Genomic DNA, 17,299 nt, shown 5'->3' with positions numbered 1-17,299 from the left:
CGCAAGGAGCGACACGACCATGGAACTGGTCTTCGATATGGTGGGCGCCCAGCAATTCGTGCCGGGGCTGCTGACCACCAAAACCTTCAAGCAGGCCGGCGGTGTGATCGGCCGCGCAGAGGGCTGCGATTGGGTGATCCCCGACCGCAAGCGCGTCCTCTCCGGCCGTCACGCAGTGATCAGCTACCGCGACGGCGCCTTCTTTCTCACCGATACCAGCAGCAACGGCGTCCAGCTCAAGGACAGCGGTGCCAGCCTGATCAAGGGCCAGCCGCAGCGCATCGAGCATGGCAGCGTCTACTGTCTGGGCGACTTCGAGATCCGCGCCCGGCTGATCCAGGACCCGGCGTTGTTCGAAGGTGACATCGGCCGTCCGCAGCCGGCCGGCAGCATCATCCCCGACGATGCCTTCCTCGACCTCGATCCGCTGGTCGCAATGGAACAGCAAGAGCGCGTCTATGCCGAGGTCGACGACCTCGACATCGCTCTGGTAGCGCCACAGCGCCAGGCGCAGCAGCAGCGCGACTACGCGCGCATCGACATGGAAAGCCTGCCGTTGCCGGAGCTGGTCATGCCGCAGGCAGCACCGCAAGCCAAGCGCGAAGCCGAGCCCGAACGACTGCCGCAGGGATTCTGGGCGCGTTTCGGCGAGGCGCTGGGCATCGATCTCGACGATCTCGACGAGGACCAGCGCCAGGCCTTGGCGCTGAATGCCGCCCGTCTGCTCAAGCAGAGCGTCGGCGGCCTACAGCAGAGCCTGCGCACCCGCAGCGAGCTGAAGAACGAGCTGCGCCTGGCGCTGACCACCGTGCAGAGCGCCGGCAACAACCCGCTCAAGCATAGCGCTGATACGGGTGAGGCCCTGAGCGCCCTGCTGCTCGGTGGCAAGCCAGGCCAACTCTCGGCCGAACAGGCCATCGGTCGCGCCTTCCGCGACCTGCAGGCGCATCAGGTGGCACTGCTGGCGGCCAGTCGCGCGGCGGTGCAGGCGATGTTCGAGCAGCTGGCACCAGAGCAGCTGGCGCTGCGTTTCGAACGCGAAGGCCGCAAACCGCTGATCGCTACTGCCGGCAGCCGCTGGCGCGCCTATCGGCGGCTGCATCACAGCCTCGGCCAGGATGCCGACTGGAGCGAGCGACTGTTCGCCCGCGACTTCGCCAAGACCTATGAGGAGCAGGTGCGCCTGATCGCCACGCTCGATTCAACCCATCAAGGATGATCCCATGCCTCGTCGCATCACCCTGGCCATGCTGGCCTCGCTGCTCGTACTGGGCGGCTGCTCGGCACTGTCGCCGTACTCCAAGCTGACCAAGCTCGACCTCGAACTGCACGGCAGCGACCGCCTCAACCCCGATCTCAACGGCCGGCCGTCGCCGATCGTGCTGCGCCTGCTGGAGCTCAAGCATCCGGTGGCGTTCGAAAACGGCGACTTCTTCGCCCTCTACCAGCGGCCCAAGGAAGCCTTGGCGCCGGACCTGGTGACCTCCGAGGAACTGGAACTGCGTCCCGGCGAAAGCCGCGAGCTGAAGCTCTCGGTGCAGGACGGCAGCCGCTACGTCGGCGTGCTGGCCGCCTACCGCGACCTGCCGGAAGCCAGCTGGCGCTACGTCATCGCCGTGCCGCCGCAAGAGCGCACCCGCGTCGCCCTGAACCTGGACGAGCGCGGCATCGCGCTGTTCGACCCGCTCGCCGAAGAAGGAAAATAAGCATGAGCCTGCACAAAGTTGTCTGGCAGGAAGGCATGCTGCTGCGTCCGCAACACTTCCAGCAGAACGATCGCTACTACGATCACCAACTCAAGGCGCGCACCCAGAAGCTGGGCAGCTATGCCTGGGGTTTCTTCAATTTGGAGATCGACCGCCAGTTCCTCAACATGGGCAAGCTGGTGCTCAGCCAGGCCAGCGGCATCCTGCCGGACGGTACGCTGTTCGAGCTGGGCAGCGAGCGCGAGCCACTGGCGCTGGACATTCCGCCGAACACCGGCAGTACACCGGTATACCTCGCGCTGCCACTGGTTACCGGCAACCACATCGAAACGCGTCGTCCCGAACAGAAGGACGTGCTGGCGCGCTACACCGCCCATGAGCTGGATGTCGCCGACTCCAATGCCGGCGACAGCAGCACCAGCCAGGTCAGCACCGGGCTGCCGGATTTCCGCCTGCTGCTGGGCGAGCAGCAGAGTGACCAGGCCTACGTGAAACTGCAGCTGTGCGAGGTGCTGGACACCACGCCGGACGGGGTCATCAGCCTCGACCCCGAGTTCATTCCGACCTACGTCAACTTCCAGGCCTCAGGCTATCTGCTGTCCTGCCTGAAGGAAGTGATCAGCATGCTCGCTCACCGCGGCGATACCCTCGCCGAGCGCATCAGCGCCACCGGCAAGGTCGGTGGCGCCGAGGTCGGCGACTTCATGATGCTGCAGCTGATCAACCGTCACGAACCGGTGCTGCGCCACTACCTCGGTGTGGAGCAGGTGCACCCGGAGCAGATCTACCGCGACCTGCTTGGCCTGCTCGGCGAGCTGGCGACCTTTTCCAGCGAGAGCAAGCGCCCGCGCCTGGACGGTCGTTACCAGCACAGCGACCAGGGCGCGAGCTTCCGCAAGCTGATGGACGCGATCCGCCAGGTGCTGTCGATGGTGCTTGAGCAACACGCCATCGAGCTGCTACTGCAGCAGCGTCAGTACGGTATTCAGGTATCGCCGCTGCATGACCACAAGCTGCTGGGTACGGCCTCCTTCGTGCTCGCCGCGAGCGCCCAGTGCGATTCGGAAACCCTGCGCACCCGCCTGCCGGCGCACCTGAAGATCGGCCCGGTGGAGCGCATCCGCCAGCTGGTCAACCTGCATCTGCCGGGCATCCGCATCAAGCCGCTGCCGGTGGCGCCGCGGCAGATCCCCTTCCATGCCGGCAAGACCTATTTCGCGCTGGAACTCAGCGCCGAAGACCAGGCGCAGCTGGAGCGCTCCGGCGGCTTTGCCTTCCATGTGTCCGGTGACTTCGCCGGGCTCGAACTGAAATTCTGGGCGGTCAGGGACTGAGCGACATGATCAAGGAAATGGATTACGGACAGAACGACCACACGGTCATCGTTAATCGAGCAGGAGATGCGCCGGCACAGAGCCCGCTGACCGACTTCGACACCCCGCCGCGCTTCGAGCAGCTGGAGGAGCGGATGATCTACGCCGCCCGCCTGCGCCCGGCGGAGACGTTCAACATCAGCCTCAATCCGCTGGTGGCTGCCGCCTCGCCGCTGCTCTCGGAAGTGGTACGGCTCAAGCACAGCCTGGAAAGCGAAGACCTGCAGGCACTGCACCGGCAATTGAGCAGTGCGATCAAGCTGTTCGAGCACCGAGCCCTGCACGATGGTGCCGAGAGCAGCCAGGTGATGGCAGCGCGCTACGTGCTCTGCACCACTCTCGATGAGGCCGTAGTGACCACTCCATGGGGCAACGAAAGCGAGTGGTCGCAGATGAGCCTGCTGTCCTCCTTCCACAACGAGACCTTCGGCGGCGAGAAATTCTTCCAGCTGCTCGAGCGCCTGTCGCGCAATCCCGTCAAGCACTTGCCGATGCTCGAACTGATGTACCTGTGCCTGTCCCTCGGTTTCGAGGGCAAGTACCGCGTTCTGCCGCGTGGCATGCTCGAACTGGAAGCTGTGCGCGACAGCCTCTACCGACAGATCCGCCAGATGCGCGGCGACATCCCGCGCGAGCTGTCGCCGCACTGGGAAGGCCTCAAGGACACCCGCCGGCGCCTAGTGCGCATCGTGCCCTGGTGGATGGTCGCGCTGTTCACCCTGATGTGCCTCGGGGTGATCTACGGCGGTTTCGCCTGGGTGCTCGGCGAACAACGCGAGAGCGTGCTGCAGCCCTATCGAGCGCTGGACATGGATGCCGGCGATTCCACCTTTTCAGGGATGAAATGAGATGAAGACGTTCTTCGGCAAAGTCGGCGCCGTGCTGCGCCGAACCTGGGTCTGGAGCCTGCTGCTGGTCCTGCTGCTGGCGGTTCTGGTGTGGTTCGTCGGGCCGCTGCTGGCGGTGAATGACCACCGCTTCTGGGAGTCATCCAGCAGCCGACTGCTGAGCATCAGCGTCCTGTTCCTCGGCTGGGGCCTGGCCATGGTCTTCGCCAGCTGGCGCGCCAGCGCGCGCAAGAAGCGCGATGCCGAGGACCAGGACATTCAGGAGCAGCTGCGCCGCGACGGTCTGATCGGCGAGGAGCAACAGGAACTGCGCCATCGCTTCAAACAGGCGCTGCGCACCCTGAAAACCTCCAGCCTCTACCGCGGGCGCAGCGAGAAATGGCGCAGCGAGCTGCCCTGGTACTTGCTGATCGGCTCGCAGGGCAGCGGCAAGACCAGCCTGCTGGATTTCTCCGGGCTGGATTTCCCGCTCAATCGCAGCGAGCAGCAGCGCCTGACCAAGGACGTCTCCGGCACTCGCTACGCCGACTGGTACTTCGCCGATCATGCCGTGCTGATCGATACCGCCGGCCGCTATCTGACCCAGCCCGACGCCGCCGTCGACGGTAGCGCCTGGGACACTCTGCTCGGCCTGCTGCGCAAGCGCCGTGCCCGACCGCTCAACGGCGTACTGGTCAACCTGCCGGTGGATCAGCTGCTAGGCGGCAATGAACTGGAGCTGGAGAACCTTGCCCGTCAGGCTCGCCAGCGCCTGCATGAGATCCACCAGCGCCTGGGCGTCGATGTCCCCGTCTATCTGGTGCTGAGCAAGGCCGATCGGATTCTCGGTTTCGACGAGTTCTTCGATCAGCTGTCCCGCGAGGAAAGCGATCAGGTGCTCGGCGCCAGCTTCCGTAAGGAGCAGAACGGCAGCGATGCGCAGGTGGTACGCGAGGAGTTCGAGGAACTGCTGCGCCGGCTGAACAGCCAGGTAATCATGCGCATGCACCAGGAACGTGACACCCAGCGCCGCGGACGCATCCTCGACTTTCCGCATCAGCTGGGGCAGATCGGCGAGCGCCTGAGCCTGTTCATCGAACTCGCGTTTGCCGGCAACCGCTATCAGCGTGCCAGCCAGCTACGTGGCTTCTACCTGACCAGCGCGCCGCAGCTACGCGAAGGTCTCGACCCGCTCACTGCCGGCATCGGCCGCCAGCTCGGCCTGGCCAGCAGCGCACTGCCGACCTTCCGCAGCGGCCGTGCACGCTTCATCAATCAACTGCTCAGCCGGGTGATCTTTCCCGAAGCCGAACTGGCGGGCCTCGATCAGCGCGAGGTTCGCCGCATCGACTGGGGCCAGCGCGCGCTTTATGCAGGCGCCTTCGGTTGCCTGGTGCTGTTCGGCGGCGCCTGGGCACTGAACTTCTCCAGCAACCACGAGCGCCTCGAACAGCTGCGCGGCATCGCCCAGACGCTGGGTGGCGAACGCAAGACCATCGAAGCGGAAGACGAGGCACTGCGCACCCTCAAGGCGCTGGACGCGAGCTACGCGGCGACCCAGGTTTTCCCACCGCGGGACGAGGTGTCCTGGCTGCGCCGGGGAGGGCTGTACCAGGGCGAAGCGGTCGACCCGACATTGCACGACGCCTACCGCCGCAATCTGGAAAAGCTGCTGCTGCCACGGGTCGGTCGGCAGCTGGAAGCGCAGATCCGCGCCAACCTGAATGATCGCGAACAGCTGCTCGGTAGCCTGCGCGCGTACCTCATGCTGAACCTTGCCGAACGCCGAGATGCGGCCTTCCTCAAGGACTGGCTGGCCGCCGACTGGTCGCTGCGTCATAGCGGCAACGCGGTTGCCCAGCAAGGCCTGAACACCCATTTTGCCCGCCTGCTGGAGGAGTCCTTCGCGCCCTATCAGCTGAACGACAATCTGGTGGCCAAGGCCCGTGCCCAGTTGCGCAGCGAATCGCTGGCGGCAGTGGTGTACCGCATGCTGCGCGATCAGGCGCGTAACCTTCCCGACTATCGACTGAACACGCAGCTCGGCCCGCAGGCGTCCCTGTTCGTCGGCGGCGACTATGCGATTCCCGGCTTCTACACCCAGCGCGGCTATCAGAAGCTGTTCGTCGCCCAGGGCGCCGAGCTGGTCAGCGAAATCCTGCGCGACAACTGGGTGCTGGGTGAAGGTGACAGTCTCAGCGCCAAGGACCTCGGCCGCCTGCTGGCGGAAATGGAACAGCTTTACTTCCGTGACTACGCCACACACTGGAGCGAGGCAATCACCCAGCTGAACGTCCTTCCGGCGGGGAGTGCGGCGCAGGGTGCCACGCAGCTCGCCGGGCTCACCGCTGCCAACTCACCGCTGCTGCAACTGCTGCTGGCGGTGCGCGAAAACACCCGCTTCGCCGGCCTCGCCGACGCGACTGAGGAGGCCGGCGACCTGGCCGATGCCGCCCAGAGCGACGGCGGCAAGCTTGGCAAGGCAGCCAAGCTGGCCACCGCCGCAGCGGAGCAGGCCCAGGCCGCGCTGCTGAAAAACGTACCGGACACCGCACGCAAGACCCTCGAACGCCGCTTCGCGCCGCTGCACCAGCTGCTCGACGAGAACGGCGCGGCTGGCCCGGAGCTGACGGCAAGCCTGCAGGCACTCGACGCCCTGCAATTGCAGCTGGCCTCGCTGGCTCACGCCAGCGCACCGGAACAGGCCGCCTTCGAGATGGCCAAGGCACGCATGGGCGGTCAGCGCGACGCCATCAACCAGCTGCGCAGCAGTGCTTCACGGCTGCCGCAACCAGTCGGCCAGTGGCTTGGCCTGCTGGCCGAGGACAGCTGGTCGCTGGTGCTCAGCGATGCCTATCACTATCTCAACCAGCGCTATCGCAACGAGCTCTATGCCAGCTACCGCGGCGCCCTGCGCGAGCGTTATCCGTTCAGTGCCCACAGCGCCAGCGACGTCGCCCTCGCCGACTTCCGCGAGTTCTTCAAGGCCCAGGGTCTGGCAGACAGCTTCTTCGAGCGCTACCTCAAGCCCTTCGTCAGCGGCAGCGCCGGTCAGTACCGGTTACGCCGGGTCGACGGTCGCGGCATGCCACTGTCCGAGCAGTTCCTCGCGCAGATGAGCCGGGCGCAGACCATTCGCCGCAGCTTCTTTGCCGAGAACCCCAACGAGCCGCTGATCCTGTTCAAACTGGAGCCCTATTCGCTGGATTCGAGCCTCGGCCGGGCCGACTTCCGCTTCGGCAACCAGCAGATGGAGTACCGCCACGGGCCAATCGTGCAGACCGCGTTCCGCTGGCCAGCCGAAGCCGACGACGGGCGCACCAGCCTGGTGGTGGAAGAATTGGGCGGCCGTCGCGTCGGCATCGAGAAGAACACCGGGCCCTGGTCGCTGTTCCGCCTGATCGACCTGATGCAGGTGGATTACCACAGCGGCCGCGACGTGCTGATGCTCAAGGCCGATCTTGGCGGCCTGAGCGCCAACTACCTGCTGCATGCGCAGCGCTCGCCGAATCCGTTCGACCTCGCGCTGCTGCGCGGCTTCAAGCTGCCGGCGACGCTGTGATGAGCGAAACGGCGTGCAGCTGGCGCAGCGCGGCGCGCACCGACACCGGCAAGGTGCGGGCGCGCAATGAGGATGCCTTCCTCGATCTGCCGCAGGCCGGATTGTGGGCCGTGGCCGACGGCATGGGCGGACACCAGAACGGCGCGCTGGCCAGTCGCTTGATCGTCGAGCAGCTGGCCGATCTATCCACTACGGGCGACCTGCCGGAGCGGGTGCTGGCGCTGCGGCGCTGCCTGCACGAGCTGAATCGCCGGCTAAGCCAGGAACTGACGGTCACCGCCGAACGCCCGGATCCGGTGATCGGCAGCACCGTGGTCGCCCTGCTCGTGGAGGATGACCGGGCGGCATGCATCTGGGCGGGCGACAGCCGCTGTTATCTGTGGCGCAGCGGGCGGCTCTATCAGCTATCGCGGGATCACTCGCTGTTGCAGCAGCTGCTCGACGAGCAACAACTGACCCCCGAACAAGCAGCCAGGCATCCTGCGGCCCATGCGCTGACCCGCGCCATCGGGGCCAGTGAAGAGCTGGAGCTGGATATCCTCGAGTTCGACGTGTTTCCCGGTGACACGCTGCTGCTGTGCAGCGATGGGCTTCATCAAAGCATGTCCGCCGATGCCCTCGGTGCAGCACTTAGCCTGCCATCCACACACCTGGCACTGGAGCGACTGTTTCGCCAGGCATTGAAGGGGCCGGCACGGGACAACCTCAGCGCCGTGGTGATCCGCCGATGAACGCACCGCAATTGCAGGCCAGCGACCTCACCTACTTTGCCCTGGCGTCCACCGCGGCCACGCCAGCAGCGGTCAAACCGAAGACAGCCCCTGGCGAGCTGCCGGACGTGCTCGGTGGCCGCTACCGGATCGAGCGCCTACTCGGCGTCGGCGGCATGGGTGCGGTCTATCGCGCGCGCGATCTGCTGCGCGAACAGTTTGGTGATCCGGAACCTTACGTGGCGCTGAAGACGCTCAGCGAGGATTTCGCCGAATACCCCGACGCCAGCGCGCTGCTCTACAGCGAGTACGCACTGACGACACGCCTAAGCCATCGGCATGTGGTGCGCCTGTACAACTTCGATATCGACCCGGCCAGCCAGCGCGCCTTCATCACCCTGGAGCTGCTCAAGGGGCCGACCCTCGACCAGCTGCTGTGCGAGCGCCCGCAGGGCATGGCCTGGAGCGAACTGCAGGGTATCGCGTTGCCGCTGCTGGAAGCGCTGACCTACTCCCACAGTCTGGGCGTGCTGCATGGCGACCTGAAACCGAGCAACGTGATGCTCGCCGATGACGGCCTGCGCCTGTTCGACTATGGCCTCGGCCAACCGCTGGAAGGCCTGCTGCCCGGTTTACCGCGCCTGTGCCGCACGCGCTTCGCCGCCTGGACGCCGCGTTATGCAGCCCTGGAACTGCTCGACGGCGGCGAGCTGACCGCGGCGGCGGATGTGTACGCCCTGGCCTGCGTGCTCTATGAACTGGCCAGCGGCAGCCACCCTTATCGCCGGCTCAGCGCCCGTCAGGCCAAGGCCATGGAGCTGGATCGCGCCCTGCAACGGCCGCCTCAGCTACCGGCACATTGCTGGCCGGCGCTGCGTCTGGCGCTGGCATTCGACGAAGCGCAGCGCAGCATCGATGCGGCGGGCCTGTTGCACGCCTTCAGCCGCCCCGCACCGAGCCGTTGGCAGCGCTGGTTCGGCCACTCCCACGGATGACATCAGGACAAGGACAGCCCAATGTTCAACGCGGCCAATGAAACCCACTTCAGCCTGACCCTGGAAGGCGTCGATCACGACTTTAAGGTGCTCGAATTCCGGGGCCGCGAGGCCATCAGCCAGCCCTATCGTTTCGACCTGGAACTGGTCAGCGAGCGCCCCGACCTCGACCTGCAGGCACTGCTGCATAAACCCGCCTTTCTTGCCTTCGACCCCGCCGGCATGGGCATCCACGGCCTGGTCCACCGCATCGCCCAGGGTGAATCGGGCAAGCGCCTGACCCGCTATCGGCTCACGCTGGTGCCGCAGCTGGCCTACCTCGCCCATCGCACCAACCAGCGCATCTTCCAGCACCTCAGCGTGCCGCAGATCATCGCCCAGGTACTCGAGGAACACGGCATCCAGGCCGATGCCTACCGCTTCCAGCTCGGCCCGGTGATCTACCCGCCGCGCGAGTACTGCGTGCAGTACGACGAATCGGACCTGCACTTCATCCAGCTCCTGTGCGAGGAAGAAGGCATTCATTACCACTTCGAGCACAGCACGGCCGGCCATGTGCTGGTCTTCGGCGACGACCAGACCAGCTTCGCCCGACTCGGCCAGCCGACCGCCTATCTGCAGGACAACGGCATGACGGCTGACGAGCCGGTGATCAAGCGCTTCGCCGTGCGCGTCGCGACTCGCACCAGTCGGGTCAGCCGCCGTGATTACGACTTCGAACAACCCAGGCTGCTGATGGAGGCAGCCCACCGCGGTGAGCCGGCGGCGAACACCATGCCGCAACCCGATCTGGAGGACTACGACTACCCCGGCCGCTTTACCGAGCGCGCCCGCGGCAAACACCTCTCGCAACGCACCCTGGAGCGCCACCGCCACGACTACCGCCTGGCCGAGGGCAACAGTGACCAGCCGCGGCTGGTCAGCGGCCATCTGCTGGAAATCTCCGACCACCCGCGCCGCGAATGGAACGACCTTTGGCTGCTCACCGAAGTGCTGCATGAAGGCAAGCAGCCGCAGGTGCTGGAGGAGTCGGTCACCAGCCATGTCGATAGCGGTGAGGGCTTCGTCCAGGGCTACCGCAACCATTTCAGCGCCACGCCCTGGGATATCCCTTTCCGCCCGCCGCTAAGCCATCCGAAGCCGAAGGTGCTTGGCAGCCAAACCGCCGTGGTCACCGGCCCCGCGGGCGAAGAAATCCACTGCGACGAATACGGACGGGTGAAGGTCCAGCTCCACTGGGATCGCCACGGCCAGGCCGACGACAAGACCAGCTGCTGGCTGCGCGTCTCCTCCAGCTGGGCCGGTGACCGCTACGGCGGCATCGCCATCCCACGGGTCGGCATGGAGGTACTGGTGACCTTTCTCGAAGGCGATCCCGATCAACCGCTGGTGACCGGCTGCCTGTACCACAAGGAACACCAGGTCCCCTACGACCTGCCGGCGAACAAGACCCGCACGGTGTTCAAAACGCTCAGCTCACCGGGTGGTGGCGGCTATAACGAACTGCGCATCGAAGACCGCAAGGGCGCCGAGCAGATCTACATTCACGCCCAGCGCGACTGGGACGAAAACATCGAGCACGACCAGAAGATCCGCGTCGGTAATGAACGCCACGACACCGTCGAGGCCAACAGCTACAGCGAATTCCGCGCCGAGGAACACCTGACCGTTGCCGGCGACCGCAAAGTGGAAGTCAAACCCGACGACCACCTCACCATCGGCCAGACCCAACACATCAAGCTCGGCACCGCCCAGCTGACCAAGGCTGGCCGCGAGATCCACCTCAAGGCCGGGCAGAAAATGGTCATCGAAGCCGGCATCGAACTCACGCTTAAAGCCGGCGGCAGCTTCATTAAGCTCGACCCAGGCGGCATCACCGTCTCTGGCCCGCTAGCGCGAATCAACGCCGGCGGCGCACCAGGCAAGGGCTCGGGAATCAAGATCAAGCCGCCGGTGCTGCCGGGAATGGCTGATAGCGATAAGGCCGGGAGCCTACTGGAGCAGGCAGTGCCAGGTGAGGCGGACAGCCTGCTCAGCAAACGCAAGCGCTCGCTCAATTTTTCAGGCTAAGAAAAGGACAGAGCCAGCTGCCCCGCCGGCTCGAAAGCAAGGAAGCATCGAAAATGGCCGAACACAAGCCGATCAACTGGGCTTATCCGTTTCCCAGCAAGGACACCAGCAACAATACGCTGCAGCTGCTTACGCATATGGCCCAGGCCAGGGGCGGGTTCTACCCCACCGGCGAAAACGGCTTATGGCATGGCGGCGTGCACTTCGACGAAGGCACGGCCGCTGCATTCGATCAGTCGAGCGTGCGCTGTATCGCCGACGGAGAAGTAATTGCCTACCGCATCGACGAGCACTACCCGGTCAGCGAATTCACCGACGACATTCCCATGGTCAAACGAGCGCCCTTTTCCACGGGGTTCGTTCTGGTCAAGCACAGCCTGCAGCCGCCGCCACTGAAGAACGCTGACGGCAGCATCGTCGAAGGGCAAACCCCTCCAAGCCTCACTCTCTACAGCCTGTACATGCACCTGCTGGATTGGGCCGGCTACCAGGCGCAAGCGGACCTTCCGCGCCCCGCCTTCTGGGAAACCAAACGCTATACCGTGAATACGCAGCACGATGGCCTGAGCGTTCGCGCAGGTCCGAGCAAGCACACCACCAAGCTGTCTGAGCTGTCCAAGGGTGCCCAGATCACCATCGGCGAGACGGAAGGCAAGTTCAGCAAGCTGGTCAGCCTGATCAGCGGGACGGCACAACCCGTCCTATCAGCTGACGACGAGGGGCAACTGCCCGGCTATGTATCCACCGGCTTGCTCAAACCGCACAGCGAGCCAGCGGAATACGGCAAGGTCGTCGTTCTCGACAGCGGGTTGCCGATCAAGGCGGGTGAACTTATTGGCCATCCCGGTCTGTACCAGAACCACGACAACGCCGCTCAGCACATGGTCCATGTCGAACTGTTCAGCTGCGACGATGTGCCCGCGTTCATCGCCCGGAGCCGTGCCTGGGCCAGTCGCTTGCCGGACGACCAGAAAACCCTGCTCAAGGTCTATAAAGGTGCGAGCAAATTGATCACGCACAGGGACGATATCAATGCCGAAAACCCGCCCAAATTGGATGACGATGGCACGGAGATCGGCGTCGACCTGATCATTCCGCAGTCCTTGCTGGATGGGCTCCCCGCTTCGAGAAAAATCCAGGTGAAGGATGGCGCTGACAACACTATGTACTGGTGGCGACTGGACGGCCTGTTCGCCGACGCTAACGGAAACCCCATCGACGGCTGGCTCGCCGAGCAGGAGCTGATCACTACTCGTCACAGTCCGTGGGAGTGGGAGGGTTTTGAATGCCTTGAGGATGCCGATCCTCCTATGTCGGGATTCGTCTATTACCTCAACGCGGCGCTTCGCCTGTCCGACGACGAAAAAGCCAGCTACCAGGGCGCCATCGACCAGGCCGACAAAGGTCCGGTGCGCAGCCGCCTCTACGACATCATCGACACCAACCGCGACGGCAAGATGACCTCCCAAGAAATCCAGGAGGCACTGGAAAAGCCTTGCCACGCCCAATCCATCTCGCAGCTCGTCACGCGGCATGAAAGCGAGTGGTTTTGGAATGCAGCGCGTTGGGACGAACTCGATGAGCTGATGGGCCACCGCTCCGATGACCCCAATCAGGATTGGGCGGAAGAGAAGAACCGCATCAAAACTCTAAGCTGGTGGGGCGATATAGCCGGGCGCTACTCTATCAGCGCAGATGGGAAAGCTTGGCACTTTCAACCACTTGCCCTGATCGGCATATTCAGCACTGTAGCGCGTGCCAACCACACGATTAGCGAAGGGAGAATAACGTTTGATGCCGAAGGGAATAATATTCCAACCTCTCCGTTCTTCAGCCGGGTCGTTCACTGGCCTGGAAACGATCTATCGGGCGTCACTCTCGGTCGCGGTTATGACATGGGTTCACGGACCGAAATAGAAATCTACGCTCATATGACAAGTGCCGACATTGCGCATGATCAGGCAACTAAGATTGCCCAGGCGCACGGAAAGAAAGGCCTAATCGCCCAGCAATTTGTTAGAGAGAACAAATCATCTATTGGGCAAATAACTCCCGAGCAGGAAATACTTCTTTTCAACATTATCTACCCAAACTACGTAGATCGCGCTATCAGAAACTATGACCACTGGACTGCGAGCGAGCCTGATAGGACCGATTGGAACGCCCTAGATCAGGTCATCAGGGATGTGCTGGTAGATTTCGTCTATCAGGGTTTTACAAAGGGGCCCAACCCGATGAAGGCTGGAATGAGGAATGATAAAGCCGAGCTGATACGCTACATAGAAAATACGCCTGCCATCAGGCAGTATGAGCCGGGGCGAAACAGAGCTCGTTACCTTAGGAATAACTAATGTTCAATATCCGAAAAATAACTCTAATTTTTTTGCTTCTGTTTACACGTACAGCATTAAGCAATGATGTTAATAATCCGTGCGAAGAAATTGAAGCTTCTTCTCAAATAGCTCTGTGCGCGCAGTACAATAAAGAGCAATCAGACAATCTTCTTAATTCATCGTACAAGGCCACCCTGAATCGAATCAGACTTCAGTATAAAACCTCACCTTTGCTAGCAGACCAATACGTTTCTCTATTAAAGACGGCGCAGCGAGAGTGGATCGATCTGCGAGACGCAGATTGCAAGCTTGAAGCCTTTGAAATAGAGGAGACCGCAGAGGCTTACCAAGTAACGATTGATAATTGTATCTCAAGGATGAGTGATGACAGGGCGGACTATCTGAATCGCATTGCCCTTGACATATGAGGACACTGGAACAACCGGTGTAAGCGTCGTTCGAGATAAATATGGGGTGGACCACACCCACGCTAATATCTGTCACACATAAAGAATGACACCGTATTGCCATCACCCCACAACCCTGCGATAAACGCGCACTCGCCATGACGCTACAAGGATGTACCGATGCGATTGCTGCGCCGAGCCCTGGGGGCTGTCTTGTTGTTGGCCGTGCTGGCCGCGGGGGTCGGGCTGTATTTTGTGGCCTACCCGAACCTGCCCGAGTACGAAGCGCCCGAGGCGCTGCATTATCTGGAGCAGTGGGGCGCCACGCAGCGGCAGACCTATTACTACACGCCGCAAGGCACCCAGGTTAAGGGACTGGAGTACGACTGGTTCCGTGCGCTGGAGCGGCCCTTCAGCCGGGACAGGTTCGCCACGCCCGACTACCTCGCCCGCTTCGGATTTCTGGTCGACCCCGCACAGCAGGCCACCGCGCTGAACCCCGGCAACCTGCCGGTGGGCTTTGCCCGCCACGAGGATGACGAGAGCGGTCGCGCCTACCTGGATGTGACCTGCGCGGCCTGCCACACCGGCGAGCTGCGCTATCAGGGCCAGGCCATCCGTATCGATGGCGGCGCGGCGATGCATTCGCTGGCCTCCACCGTGCCGACCCTGCGCGGTGGCGCCTTTGGCCAGGCCCTCGGCATGAGCATGGCCTTCACCTATTACAACCCGCTCAAGTTCCGTCGCTTCGCCAAGCAAGTGCTGGGCGAACGCTACGAGCAGGACCACGCGCAGCTGCGGCACGACTTCAAGCAGGTGCTCGACCGCCTGCTCGGCACCGCTTACAACGACTGGCACCGCGGTCTCTACCCCACCGAAGAAGGCTTCGGCCGTACCGATGCGTTCGGCCGCATCGCCAACAGCGTATTCGGCGACGCCATCGATCCGGCCAACTACCGCGTGGCCAACGCGCCGGTGAGCTACCCGCACCTGTGGGACATCTGGAAGTTCGACTGGGTGCAGTGGAACGGCTCGGCCATGCAGCCGATGGCACGCAATATCGGCGAGGCGCTGGGTGTTGGCGCCACGCTGCGGCTGCTGCACGAGAACGGCCAGCCCGTCGCCAAGGCCGAGCGCTACGCATCGGGCGTTCGTGTACGCGACCTGCATAAGCTGGAAACTACCCTCATGCACCTCGCGCCGCCCCGCTGGCCAGAAGAGGTTCTGGGCGAGGTCGATCTCAAGCAGGCCAGCCTCGGCCGCGCGCTGTACAAGGAAAACTGCGCGCATTGCCACGACGCCAGGCCCAAGCCGATCGATAAGCGCTTCGCCGCCGAGCGCGACCCCGAATGGCGAATGAAGGTGGTCCCCACCTCCTTCGTCGGTACCGATCCGACCACGGCCGACAATATCGCCGACCACCGCTTCGACCTGACACGTCTGGGATGGACTCAGGACGAGCTGGATCGTCTGGATGTGCAGCTGTATGGCGCGCCAGCCGGCCCGCTCGATCTCGCCAGCCTGTCCAGCGCCAAGGGGCTGGCCTATATCACGGCCTATGTCGAAGAGCGCGCCTACCGTGACGCCGGCATCGACGAGGTCGAGCGCGCGGAATTCGACGGCTTCGGCCTGCCGATTGGCGTGCAGGAACTGCGCGGCTACAAGGCACGTCCGCTGGACGGCATCTGGGCGACGCCGCCGTTCCTGCACAACGGCTCGGTCCCCACCCTGTTCCAGCTGCTGTCGCCGGTCGCCGAACGGCAGAAGCAGTTCTGGGTGGGTAGTCGCGAATACGATCCGCAGCACGTAGGTATTCGCACCGAGCGCTTCGACGGTGGCTTTCTGCTGGATACCGCGATCACCGGCAACAGCAACCGCGGCCATGAATTCCGCGCCGGCTGCCGTGGCAACGGCGTGATCGGGCGGGCACTGGCACCGCACGAGCGCTGGGCGCTGGTCGAGTACCTCAAGGTGCTCGGCGACCCCCGCGTCGAACCGCGCCTCGAGGAATTGCCGGCGCGCCCCCACAACCCCGGCCCAAGCTGCCCCTGACCTGCCCCCGCACAAGGATCTGTTTCATGCTGACAAGACTCTGGCTCTGGATCGGTCGCCTGCTGGGCCGGCTGCTGCTCGCCGTCACCGCCGTGGGCCTGGCAGGCTGGGCGATTGCCGCCGTCCACTTTCACCTCACCCATCGTGGCCCCGTCTCCAGCGAAGAAGTCATCGCGCCGAGCGAAGCGGCCGACATCCAGGCGATCATCGCCGACGCCATTGCCGTGGTGGAGCAGCACAGCGAGAACACCCGCGTGCTGCGCGACGCCCATGCCAAGGCCCACGGCTGCGTGCGCGCCGAGGTCAGCGTGCGCGCCGACCTGCAGCCCGTACTGCGCCAGGGCGTTTTCAGCGAACCGGGCAAGACCTGGCAGGCCTGGGTGCGACTGTCCAACGGCAACGCCTATCCGCAGTTCGACCGCATCCGGGACGCCCGCGGTATGGCGATCAAGCTGCTCGACGTGCCGGGGGAAAAGCTCAGCCGCGACCCGCGCCACGCCAGTGAGCAGGACTTCGTGATGTTCAACCACCCGGTGTTCTTCGTCCGCGACGTTGCCGAATACCGCAGCAACTTCGCCGCCCAGGCGCAGGGCAAGAAGGCGCTGGCGTTCTTCCCGAGCGTTGATCCGCGCAGCTGGGAGCTGCGCCATCTGTTTATCGCGTTGCAGACCCTGGCGCCTGCGTCGCAAAGTCCGGTTGCCACCACCTACAGCTCGGTGGCGCCCTACAAGTTCGGCCCGCATAACATCAAGTACCGGGTCATCCCGACGCCGGAGAACTGCCCAACCTACCAGCTGCCCGAGCAGAACCGCGACCTGCCGAACTTCCTGCGCAGTGCGCTCTACCAGCAGCTGTCCCTCGACCGCGCGCCCGCCTGCTTCGCCCTGCAGGTGCAGCGGCAGAACGCCGAGCACTACATGCCCATTGAGGACACCAGCATCGAGTGGGACGAAGTCATCGCGCCATTCGAGACGGTCGCCGACATCCGCCTGCCGCTGCAGGACTTCGACAGCCCCGAGCAGAATCTCGCCTGCGACAACCTCAGCTTCAACCCCTGGCACGCACTGCCGGAGCATCGCCCCATCGGCGGCATCAATCGGCTGCGCAAGGCGGTGTACGAGGCGATCAGCAGCTATCGGCTCGAGCGTAACGGCGCGCTTTGACCAGACAGCCTTTTATCCATGGGGCCATGGATCGGATCTGGGCACTGTCGCATGTCACCGGCGCCCACGCACACGACCTTCCCCTGTCTTGCCAGGCGGAG

The 17,299-nt window shown here is 63.9% G+C and carries 12 protein-coding genes; all 12 read left to right on the top strand.

The genetic code is table 11. The features are described from left to right. The first annotated feature begins 19 nt into the window (after nt 1–19). The 12 genes from tagH (at nt 20) to CW305_RS15510 (ending at nt 17,198) form a co-directional block, all read left to right on the top strand. Nucleotides 20–1,219 (top strand): type VI secretion system-associated FHA domain protein TagH, encoded by a 1,200-nt coding sequence (gene tagH / locus CW305_RS15565; protein WP_104098330.1) that lies wholly within the window; start codon nt 20–22, stop codon nt 1,217–1,219. Between the two features lie 4 nt (nt 1,220–1,223). Beyond that, the gene (gene tssJ, locus CW305_RS15560) at nt 1,224–1,706 is read left to right on the top strand and encodes a type VI secretion system lipoprotein TssJ (protein WP_104098329.1); all 483 of its coding nucleotides are present in this window, start codon (nt 1,224–1,226) and stop codon (nt 1,704–1,706) included. 2 nt (nt 1,707–1,708) lie between these two features. Then, nucleotides 1,709–3,040 carry a type VI secretion system baseplate subunit TssK gene (gene tssK / locus CW305_RS15555; RefSeq protein ID WP_104098328.1) on the top strand — a complete coding sequence of 444 codons (1,332 nt, stop codon included), beginning with the start codon at nt 1,709–1,711 and terminating at the stop codon, nt 3,038–3,040. Between the two features lie 5 nt (nt 3,041–3,045). Further along, nucleotides 3,046–3,927, top strand: a complete 882-nt coding sequence (icmH, locus tag CW305_RS15550; RefSeq protein ID WP_104098327.1) for a type IVB secretion system protein IcmH/DotU — start codon at nt 3,046–3,048, stop codon at nt 3,925–3,927. Between the two features lies 1 nt (nt 3,928). Continuing rightward, nucleotides 3,929–7,468, top strand: coding sequence for a type VI secretion system membrane subunit TssM (tssM, locus tag CW305_RS15545; RefSeq protein ID WP_104098326.1), 3,540 nt, complete (start codon nt 3,929–3,931; stop codon nt 7,466–7,468). Then, nucleotides 7,468–8,199, top strand: a complete 732-nt coding sequence (locus CW305_RS15540; RefSeq protein WP_104098325.1) for a PP2C family protein-serine/threonine phosphatase — start codon at nt 7,468–7,470, stop codon at nt 8,197–8,199. The genes tssM and CW305_RS15540 overlap by 1 nt, the downstream gene beginning before the upstream one ends. Beyond that, nucleotides 8,196–9,173, top strand: a complete 978-nt coding sequence (locus CW305_RS15535) for a serine/threonine-protein kinase (RefSeq protein WP_104098324.1) — start codon at nt 8,196–8,198, stop codon at nt 9,171–9,173. The genes CW305_RS15540 and CW305_RS15535 overlap by 4 nt, the downstream gene beginning before the upstream one ends. Nucleotides 9,174–9,194: 21 nt before the next feature. After that, entirely contained in the window at nt 9,195–11,243 is a 2,049-nt protein-coding gene (locus tag CW305_RS15530) for a type VI secretion system Vgr family protein (RefSeq protein WP_104098323.1), read from the top strand. A 53-nt stretch (nt 11,244–11,296) separates the two neighbouring features. Further along, the gene (locus CW305_RS23760) at nt 11,297–13,594 is read left to right on the top strand and encodes a lysozyme family protein (RefSeq protein ID WP_245891003.1); all 2,298 of its coding nucleotides are present in this window, start codon (nt 11,297–11,299) and stop codon (nt 13,592–13,594) included. Beyond that, entirely contained in the window at nt 13,594–14,004 is a 411-nt protein-coding gene (locus CW305_RS15520) for a lysozyme inhibitor LprI family protein (protein ID WP_104098322.1), read from the top strand. Before CW305_RS23760 ends, CW305_RS15520 begins: the two co-directional genes overlap by 1 nt. A gap of 159 nt (nt 14,005–14,163) precedes the next feature. Further along, entirely contained in the window at nt 14,164–16,035 is a 1,872-nt protein-coding gene (locus CW305_RS15515; protein WP_104098321.1) for a di-heme-cytochrome C peroxidase, read from the top strand. A 26-nt stretch (nt 16,036–16,061) separates the two neighbouring features. Continuing rightward, nucleotides 16,062–17,198 carry a catalase family protein gene (locus tag CW305_RS15510; protein WP_104098320.1) on the top strand — a complete coding sequence of 379 codons (1,137 nt, stop codon included), beginning with the start codon at nt 16,062–16,064 and terminating at the stop codon, nt 17,196–17,198. Nucleotides 17,199–17,299 lie beyond the last annotated feature (101 nt).

Source organism: Stutzerimonas kunmingensis (assembly GCF_002929225.1).
In the GTDB taxonomy this organism is placed as follows: Bacteria; Pseudomonadota; Gammaproteobacteria; order Pseudomonadales; family Pseudomonadaceae; genus Stutzerimonas.
Note: the sequence above shows the minus strand (reverse complement) of the source record. Positions and strands in the feature narration are given on the sequence as shown.

Bases quoted from the DNA above. Each gene is read 5' to 3' on its own strand.
- tagH (WP_104098330.1), top strand. From the start codon at position 20: ATGGAACTGGTCTTCGATATGGTGGGCGCCCAGCAATTCGTGCCGGGG.
- CW305_RS15540 (WP_104098325.1), top strand. From the start codon at position 7,468: ATGAGCGAAACGGCGTGCAGCTGGCGCAGCGCGGCGCGCACCGACACC.
- tssK (WP_104098328.1), top strand. From the start codon at position 1,709: ATGAGCCTGCACAAAGTTGTCTGGCAGGAAGGCATGCTGCTGCGTCCG.
- CW305_RS23760 (WP_245891003.1), top strand. From the start codon at position 11,297: ATGGCCGAACACAAGCCGATCAACTGGGCTTATCCGTTTCCCAGCAAG.
- CW305_RS15510 (WP_104098320.1), top strand. From the start codon at position 16,062: ATGCTGACAAGACTCTGGCTCTGGATCGGTCGCCTGCTGGGCCGGCTG.
- tssJ (WP_104098329.1), top strand. From the start codon at position 1,224: ATGCCTCGTCGCATCACCCTGGCCATGCTGGCCTCGCTGCTCGTACTG.
- icmH (WP_104098327.1), top strand. From the start codon at position 3,046: ATGATCAAGGAAATGGATTACGGACAGAACGACCACACGGTCATCGTT.
- CW305_RS15515 (WP_104098321.1), top strand. From the start codon at position 14,164: ATGCGATTGCTGCGCCGAGCCCTGGGGGCTGTCTTGTTGTTGGCCGTG.
- CW305_RS15520 (WP_104098322.1), top strand. From the start codon at position 13,594: ATGTTCAATATCCGAAAAATAACTCTAATTTTTTTGCTTCTGTTTACA.
- CW305_RS15535 (WP_104098324.1), top strand. From the start codon at position 8,196: ATGAACGCACCGCAATTGCAGGCCAGCGACCTCACCTACTTTGCCCTG.
- tssM (WP_104098326.1), top strand. From the start codon at position 3,929: ATGAAGACGTTCTTCGGCAAAGTCGGCGCCGTGCTGCGCCGAACCTGG.
- CW305_RS15530 (WP_104098323.1), top strand. From the start codon at position 9,195: ATGTTCAACGCGGCCAATGAAACCCACTTCAGCCTGACCCTGGAAGGC.